An 8,453-nucleotide genomic window follows, 5' to 3' on the forward strand; every position below is an offset into this window, starting at 1 on the left:
TCGGTTCGACCAATTGTGGACTACTGCCAGGCTTGACCGCGCATGCCCGATGCAGGGCGGTGTGCCCCTGCGGGTCGCTCGCCGCAACAAGTTCAGGGGCTGCAACCAATAATGCCGCGACTGTTGGCCAGTCCCACATGCGGGATGCAGAGAATAGCGCTGTTCTCGAAGGTTTACCCATTTTCGCCTCCGCACTTGATCACGACCGCTCCGATTCAAGCAGTGCCAATTGTCGCAAAGTTTAGACTGTTAGATTGTCGTCAATTTCGGGCAGGCAGTGCAATGACCGTTTTTGGCCGGAAGTACGCGTTCGCACAAACCGCCGGAAAGCTGCCATTGAAAATTCCAACATCATCACGGCGGCACCTTCATCGAACTGGTGCTATAGGCCATGAGAGGTCCTTCACCTGACACGTAGGTATGACGTTCGTGTGTCGGCTTCGCATCAGTTCCCGGTCGCTCGCGTACCGATGATGCATGCCGCCTCTTCCGCCAGAGCGGTCGGTCAGCAGCCGCGGCTGCGAAGGTGATCACGAACGTCCGCTATGCCCGTCAGGCAAGATCAACTATTGGCTTGTCTTCTTCCAGGACCGGAAGAGGTCTAACAGCACTCTCGCGGGCGTCGGCAGGATGCCCTTTCGGTGCCAGACGGCGCCGACGTCCATGGTCGGGATCGGAATGCTCAGATCACGCCTCATAATCCGGTTCCCTTCGAGCGACCACGGACGATAGACGAGGTCCGAAAGAATCGTGACGCCCAACCCGAGCGCGACCATGCTTCGCACGGCTTCGATCGACTTGCTCTGAATACGCACGTGCGGTTCGAGGCCATACTTTCCCCAATACTTGCGAACAGTGCGGACGTGCTCGTCCATGTCGAGTAAAAGGTAGTCCTCCTGCGCGATGTCCTGTAGCGTGACCTGTTGTGCATCTTGCAACGGGTGGTCCGGATGGGTCCAAAGCCGGCGCATGGAGCGCAGAATCGTTTCATATTTCAGCTCGTCCACGTTGGCCGTATTGGACACAAGCATCAGACCGATATCAAGCTGATTGTCGACGAGACGTTGCTCGATATCCTCGCGCGCGTCTTCGATGACCTCGACAGTCAGGTGCTCGAAGCGCTGCGCGACGGTAGCAAGCATTGACGGCATCAGGTAAGCCGAGACGGTTTCCGTGACGCCGACCCGAACGTGGCCCGAAATCTGTTCAGGTTCCTCCTGGGCCGCGACCACGGCGCGCCCGATGGACACATTCGCGTTCTGCACATGCCGAAGAAATCGCTCGCCGGCTCGGGTCAGTCGGACGCCCCTCGCGTGGCGCTGCAGCAGCGGCACCCCCACGGTGTCTTCGAGATTCTTCAGCGCGATCGTCATCGACGACTGCGAAACGGCGCAGAGATTGGCAGATCTGGAGATCTGCCCGGTATCAGCCACCGAGATGAAGTATTCGATCTGGCGAAGCGTAATGTGTGTGGCCACGTTGACGTACTCCGCTGGGTTGTGGCGCCGTGCAAACCGACGGCGCGAACCGACGACCAATCTGAGGTATTGAAAAATTATATATCGTGAGGCATGAAATATGAATTAGGCAGGGCAATTTCGGCTGCATAGCATCCCGTCATGAAAGGAAACAGTGGAACGATGATGGAGACGCAGGAGAAGAAGGGGTACTGCACGTTATGCCGGTCAAGATGCGGCACGATCAACACGGTCCGCGGCGACGTGTTGCTGAAGGTGCGTCCCGACAATACGCACCCGACCGGCAACGCGATGTGCATGAAAGGCAAGGCCGCGCCGGAACTCGTACACAGCCCCGACCGGGTGTTGTATCCCATGCGCCGCACTGCCCCAAAAGGGGCGGCCGATCCGCACTGGAAACGGATCAGCTGGGACGAGGCGCTTGACGAGATCGCGACCATGCTCGCGCACGTCAAGCGGGAAAACGGCGCCGAATCGGTGGTGTTCGGCGTGACCACCCCGAGCGGTACGCCGATGAGCGACAGTATCGACTGGGTGGAGCGATTCGTCTGGTCTTTCGGAAGTCCGAATATCTGCTACGCGACCGAGATCTGCAACTGGCACAAGGATTTCGCGCACGTGTTTACGTTCGGCTGCGGCATGCCAACGGCCGATTACCGGAATTCCGACGTCATCGTGCTTTGGGGTACGAATCCAGCCAACACGTGGCTGGCCCAGGCGGACAGTATTGCAGCGGGTCGGCGCAACGGCGCAAAGCTGATTGTCGTGGACCCGAGACCCACGGCGCTTGCGCGCGATGCAGATGTATGGCTGCGCGTGCAGCCAGGCACGGACGGCGCGCTTGCTATGGGAATTGCCCGGCAAATGATCGCGACGGGAAATATCGACGATACATTTATCCGCGAGTGGACGAATGGCGCGTTCCTGGTTCGTCGTGATAGCGGACATTTTTTGCGTGAGCGCGACATCGATCCGGAGTCGTCGAACAATCGATATGTGGTCTGGAATGGCGCGCTCAATCGACTCGAACTCGTCGGAGAAGAGGCGCGCACGTCGCCGTCCGATCTTTCGATTTCAGGCTCGCACCAGATTTCCGTATTCGACCTGACGGGCCGGGTGATAGAGGTCACGTGTACGCCCGCTTTCGAGTTGTACTGCGGTGCGCTGTCTGATTACACGCCCGAACACGTGAGCAAAATCACCGGTGTCGACGCCTCGGCGGTCGAAATCGTGGCGGCGATGCTCAGCCCACGCCAGCGCATCGCCTATCACGCGTGGTCTGGCGTGGGACAACACACGAACGCGACGCAAACAGAGCGGGCGATCGCTACGCTGTATGCACTGACAGGTGCATTCGATAGGCGGGGTTCAAACCGCGAGTTACTGAAGCAACCAGCAAATCCCCTCAGTAACTACGCCATGCTGAATCCTCAGCAGCGAACAAAGGCACTCGGACTTGACGAGCGACCGCTCGGTCCGCCGTCCCAAGGATGGGTGACCGCGCGCGATGTTTATCGTGCGATTCTCGAGTCCAAGCCTTATCGGGTGCGCGCGCTTGTCGCGTTCGGCACCAACATGGTGATGTCGCAAGCCGACAGCGCATTGGCGCGGGACGCGCTGTGCGCACTGGATTTTCATGTTCATTGCGACCTGTTCGAAACGCCATCCGCCCGCTATGCGGATATCCTCCTTCCGGTCAACACGCCTTGGGAACGGGAAGGACTGCGTCTCGGCTTCGAGATCAATGAGCGGGCCGTCGAATTGGTCCAGTTGCGGCAGCGGATGGTGACGCCCCGCGGGGAGAGCCGGGCAGACTACAACATCGTTCTGGATCTGGCGGTCAGGCTCGGGATGGGGGATCAATTCTTCGGTGGCGATGTCGAAAAAGGATGGAACCATGTTCTCGAACCGTTGGGCCTGGACGTCGCGACGCTGCGTTCACATCCCGAGGGCATTTACCGGCCGCTCAAGCAGCAGGAAAAGCAATACGCTTGCACGACGCCGAATGGCCCGCGAGGCTTTGCGACCGAAACGCGGTGCGTCGAGTTCTATTCGGAGAAGCTGCATCGGTACGGCTATCCGGCCGTACCTCAGTATGTACCGCCAAGCCGCGGAGAAGGAGCACGCGCAGCTGATCGTCGATGCTTTCCGTATACGCTCACTTCCGTCAAGAACGGCTACTACTGCCACAGCCAGCATCGTGGCCTGCCAAGCCTTCGTCGCCGTGCCCCTTATCCCGTCGCGGAACTGAGCGCCGATCTGGCGGCCATCAAGGGCATCGTCGACGGCGACTGGATACGCGTCGCCAGTACAAACGGCACCGCGCGATTTCGTGCGCGAGTGGTCCCCGAACTCGCGCCGGATGTCGTAGTCGCGGAGTACGGCTGGTGGCAGGCGTGCGACGAGATCGGCATGGGATCGTCGACGGCCCTGGGAAGCGCAAACAGTAACTACAACAGCATCGTGTCCGGCGCCATCGTCGATCCGCTGAGCGGTTCGTCGCCGCTTCGTGCCGTGCCATGCGACGTCACGCTCGACCCGTCGGTCGATCCCGCGCGACGGGCATGGCAAGGATTCCGGGACTTTGTCGTGTCGGCCGTACATGGAGAAGCCGAAGGCGTTCGCACGGTTACGTTCAGCGCAGCCGACGGTGGACCGCTCCCCGACTATCTGCCCGGACAGCATGTGACGATCCATATTCCGGAATTGTGCGAAGGAGGAACGACGCGTGCCTATTCGCTCACTGGCCATGCGATTGAAAGCGATCGCCGGACATACTCGATATCCGTGCGCCATCAGCGAGGCCGAAGTGTCGACGGTGAGCAGTTCGAGGGCGTCATGTCCTCGTATATTCATCGCGAGTTGGCAGTTGGACACAGGGTCTTGCTTCAGGCTCCCAGCGGCACCTTCATCGTACCCCCGGCTTCGAAGCGACCGGTCGTCATATTCGCGGGTGGGATTGGAATAACGCCCTTCGTTTCGTGGCTAGAAACGATCGGAAAGCTGGGCACACAAGCGCCCGAATCTCAGCTGTTTTACGCGAATCTCAATAGCTCGACTCATGCGTTCCGGAATCGAATTGCGCAATTGCAGCGTGCGTTGCCAACGCTCAAGATCGTAAATTGCTATAACCAGCCGCGCGACGAAGTACTCGGACGCGACTTCGAGATGCAGGGCTACCTCACTGCGGACGTCGTGGACGACGCATTGATACAGCACCGCGCGCGATTCTATTTATGCGGCCCAGAGCCGATGATGAACGCAATCACGGCGGGCCTTGTCGAGCGTGGCGTACCGCCGTTCTATATTTTCAGCGAGGCCTTTCGGTCTCCGTCGAAGCCGGCCCTCGATCCATCACAACGCTTTGCCGTCGAATTCCGGCGGTCGCAGATCAAGGCTGAATGGGCACCCGAGCGGGGAAGCCTGCTCAGCTTCGGCGAGAGCCTTGGCATCAGCATGCCCAGCGGCTGCCGGGTCGGGCAATGCGAGAGCTGTGCCGTCAAGGTCCTGGCGGGCAAGGTGTCGCATATGACAGGGCATGGGCCGGATGAAGCCGATATGTGCCTCGCCTGCCAGGCGATCCCGGCCACTGATATTTCCATTGAAGCGTGAACGACTCACGAGGAGCAAATCGAGCATGAAATTTTTCGACACGCCAGCGACACGCGAAGCGCTGGACTTCGCCACGCTGATTCCGTCACTGAAGAAGGCGTTCATCAAGGGGTGTGAGGTTCCGCTCCGACACTCGCACACGATCAATAGCGGCGACGGCAACACCGGCACCGTATTGATCATGCCGGCGTGGGAGGCGGACCGATATCTCGGCATCAAGACCGTGAACATTTTCCCGGGTAACCAGGGCCGCGGAATGCCCGGCTTGCACTCGACTTACGTGCTGTACGACGCCAGCACGGGTGAACCACTCGCGAAGATGGACGGCAATGAAATCACCTCACGCCGGACCGCCGCCGCCTCGGCACTCGCTGCCACCCTTCTGGCGCGCGGCGACTCCTCGCACATGGTGCTGTTGGGCGCCGGACGCGTGGGAAGCCTGGTGCCCGCAGCGTATCGAAGTCAGCTGCCAATCACGCATGTCGAGGTCTGGGACATCTATCCAGAGTCGGCCGCGCGACTCGTGCAGCAACTGCGAGGCGAAGGTTTCAATGCGGCAGTTGTCTCCAGTCTGCCGGACAGCGTGGCGCGCGCGGATGTCGTGAGCTGCGCGACGCTCGCCACCGAGTCGATCGTCCGCGGCTCGTGGTTGAAACCGGGAACGCATCTCGATCTTATTGGAAGCTTCACGCCGCAGATGCGCGAGGCTGACGACGATTGTTTCCGCCACGCACGCGTGTTTGTCGATACGGACGAGGCACCGCAGAAGTCCGGCGACCTGATTGGGCCGTTGTCGCGCAACGTGATTTCGCCGGCGGACCTGAACGGTACGCTCACCGCCCTGTGCCGGGGCGAGGTCCGTGGGCGATTCGACGGCAGCGAGCGCACGGTATTCAAAGCGGTAGGGACCGCACTCGAAGACCTGGCTGCGGCAGCGCTGGTTTATGAAAAGCATGTTTAATCACTCGAAGCGTCGGAGACCATGATGAAGGAATTGAACCGTCAGCAAGACCTGGCAGCCTCGACAGCCGACGATGCTGTCGGGCTTGAGCGTATGGCCGCAGCAGTGACCCGTTGGTCGGAAAAGTGGTTTCCCGACGCATACATATTCGCGGCGATCGCGGTTGTCGTCGTCGCTGTCGGCGCCCTGGCGACGGGCGCACCAGCACAACGCGTGGGCATTGCCTTCGGCGACGGATTCTGGAGCCTGATTCCCTTTACGATGCAGATGGCGATCGTGGCCATTTCAGGCTACGTGGTCGCGGTATCTCCGCCTGCCGCGAAATTGATCGCATGGCTTGCCCGCTTGCCGTCGAACGGCAAGTCTGCGGTGGCATTCGTCGCGCTGGTCAGCATTTCGGCGTCCCTTTTCAACTGGGCGATCAGCCTGATCTTCAGCGGCCTGCTGGTTCGTGCGCTCGCTCGCCGCACCGGGCTCCGTATGGACTACCGAGCGGCAGGTGCCGCCGCCTATCTCGGCATGGGCGCGACCTGGGCGCTGGGATTGAGTTCGTCGGCATCGCAATTGCAGGCGAATCCGGACAGTTTGCCGAAAGCGCTGCTGGCGATCACCGGTGTCATTCCGTTCTCCGAGACGATTTTCCTTCCCCAGTCGTTACTGTTAGTCGCCGTTCTGACTGTCGTATCGCTTTTGATCGCGTATCTCTCTGCGCCCGGCGCGGAACGCGCCAAAACCGCGCAATCCCTGGGCATCTCGCTGAACGAGGCGGAACTCGAAGTAGCAGCGCCTTCACGTCCCGGTGACTGGCTCGAGCACAGCCCGCTGATCACAATCCTGATCGTCGCACTCGGCTCTGTTTGGGCCTGGCACGAATTCAGCACGAAGAATCCGGTGCTGGCCATCTCGAATCTCAACACCTACAACTTCGTGTTCCTGTTGGCCGGGATGTTGTTGAACTGGCGCCCCCGCCGCTTCCTGAACGCGGTTGCGAAATCGGTGCCGTCTGTGGCTGGCGTGTTGATTCAGTTTCCTCTCTATGGGGGCATTGCGTACATGCTAACGAAGGCCTCCGCGCCGTCGGGACTACCGTTGGCCGACCATCTTTCTCATTTCTTCGTCACAGTGTCGTCGCATGCGTCGTTTCCGGCGCTGATGGGCATCTACTCTGCCGTCCTTGGATTCTTCGTGCCGTCGGGTGGCGGGAAATGGATCATTGAAGCACCGTACGTGATCGCGGCAGCCAAGGAACTGCAGGTTCATCTGGGCTGGGCGGTAACCGTCTACAACGCGGCGGAGGCGTTGCCGAATCTGATCAACCCTTTCTGGATGCTGCCGTTGCTCGGCGTGCTGGGATTGCGGGCTCGTGACGTGGTGGGCTTCACGTTTACCCAGTTCATCGTGCATCTTCCGCTCGTGATCTTCATGCTGTGGATTCTTGCGGGGACGCTGACCTTCCATCCCCCCGTCATGCCTTGATCCGTCTGCGGCGCCAGCCCGGTGCAGCAGGTTGCCAGTTTGGTCTGCTCGTCGTCCGGACAGATAACGAGCAGACAGACGTTGATCTGGCGATGTCGCTTGATGGTGTACATGAATGCAACGGCTGCAATACCTCAAAAGCGGCCGCCGCGTTTCCCCTAATCGACTGGCCGCAACGGGTCGGCAGCGTCCAAAGGTATAGCGGTCATTCACCCCTGCGGGTCGCTCGGAAGGTCATCGGCCATTGCGGACGTTGGAGTGTCGGCCTCCGTGAGGCAGCTGATAGGCGCTTTCCTGCCGTTCGCCAACGGGAGGCCCTAAACGTCGTGCCTCACTGACAGCGAATGCGTGCTCCCGACCCTGAAGGGACGATGTGCATTCTCCACATCGGACACTCAAAAATGGCCACGCCGGCAACCTTGGACGGCTCGGGGAACTTCAAATGATCAGCGACGATCCTTCATCGCTTCTAAGTCTTGCTGGCCGAAAAGCGAATCAATGGCATGAATCGAAAGAACACGGACACCATACGGACCGGTCAGCACATGAACGATCGACGCTCTGCGCGCATTCCAGTCTGGGGGGGAGTTAAAGAGCGCAAATGTCGAGCAGGTAAATACCATGCCGTCGACTTGACGGTCATACCACGTCACGGGGTTTTGGCATTTCCTTGACATTGGCTGCGCGGATGTCAGGTAATAGCGGCTTTCGTGGGACGTGGTTCGAACGAGTAGTCGTTCACCGGCGTCCGTCAGCATCCACCCAGCAAAGACGAGATACGCGAAGACAAGGAGCAGGAAGCCGATCAATTGGCGGCTGCTAATCCGCCTGTTCGAACCTACCTGTTTTGCCGACATTCCAGTCAGCATACAGATCGCGGCAACAACGAGCGTGGCGACGCCAAACCCGATCCATACAGGATCGAA

The 8,453-nt window shown here is 59.9% G+C and carries 6 protein-coding genes; 3 read left to right on the top strand and 3 right to left on the bottom strand.

The annotated features are described in order from the left end of the window. Both HHL24_RS43755 and HHL24_RS42680 read right to left on the bottom strand, forming a co-directional pair. Nucleotides 1-181: hypothetical protein (locus HHL24_RS43755; protein ID WP_206003132.1), on the bottom strand; the 181-nt coding region annotated here is incomplete at its 3' end. A gap of 385 nt (nucleotides 182-566) precedes the next feature. Beyond that, nucleotides 567-1,478 carry a LysR family transcriptional regulator gene (locus HHL24_RS42680; protein WP_169491255.1) on the bottom strand — a complete coding sequence of 304 codons (912 nt, stop codon included), beginning with the start codon at nucleotides 1,476-1,478 and terminating at the stop codon, nucleotides 567-569. Between the two features lie 165 nt (nucleotides 1,479-1,643). Here HHL24_RS42680 and HHL24_RS42685 point away from each other — a divergent pair, with 165 nt between their 5' ends. Genes HHL24_RS42685 through HHL24_RS42695 form a run of 3 tightly spaced genes read left to right on the top strand, consistent with a single transcriptional unit; the run spans nucleotide 1,644 to nucleotide 7,527 of the window. Further along, on the top strand, nucleotides 1,644-5,090 hold the full coding sequence (locus HHL24_RS42685; protein WP_169491256.1) for a molybdopterin-dependent oxidoreductase: 3,447 nt from the start codon (nucleotides 1,644-1,646) through the stop codon (nucleotides 5,088-5,090). Between the two features lie 25 nt (nucleotides 5,091-5,115). Next, nucleotides 5,116-6,051: a bifunctional Delta(1)-pyrroline-2-carboxylate/Delta(1)-piperideine-2-carboxylate reductase gene (gene lhpI, locus HHL24_RS42690; RefSeq protein ID WP_169491253.1), complete on the top strand. Its 936-nt coding sequence runs from the start codon at nucleotides 5,116-5,118 to the stop codon at nucleotides 6,049-6,051. 24 nt (nucleotides 6,052-6,075) lie between these two features. Then, on the top strand, nucleotides 6,076-7,527 hold the full coding sequence (locus HHL24_RS42695) for a short-chain fatty acid transporter (RefSeq protein ID WP_169491257.1): 1,452 nt from the start codon (nucleotides 6,076-6,078) through the stop codon (nucleotides 7,525-7,527). A gap of 446 nt (nucleotides 7,528-7,973) precedes the next feature. Here HHL24_RS42695 and HHL24_RS42700 read toward each other — a convergent pair. Continuing rightward, on the bottom strand, nucleotides 7,974-8,453 hold a 480-nt coding region (locus HHL24_RS42700), incomplete at its 5' end, for a hypothetical protein (protein ID WP_169491254.1).

It is taken from the genome of Paraburkholderia polaris, from assembly GCF_012927345.1.
Taxonomy (GTDB): Bacteria; Pseudomonadota; Gammaproteobacteria; order Burkholderiales; family Burkholderiaceae; genus Paraburkholderia; species Paraburkholderia polaris.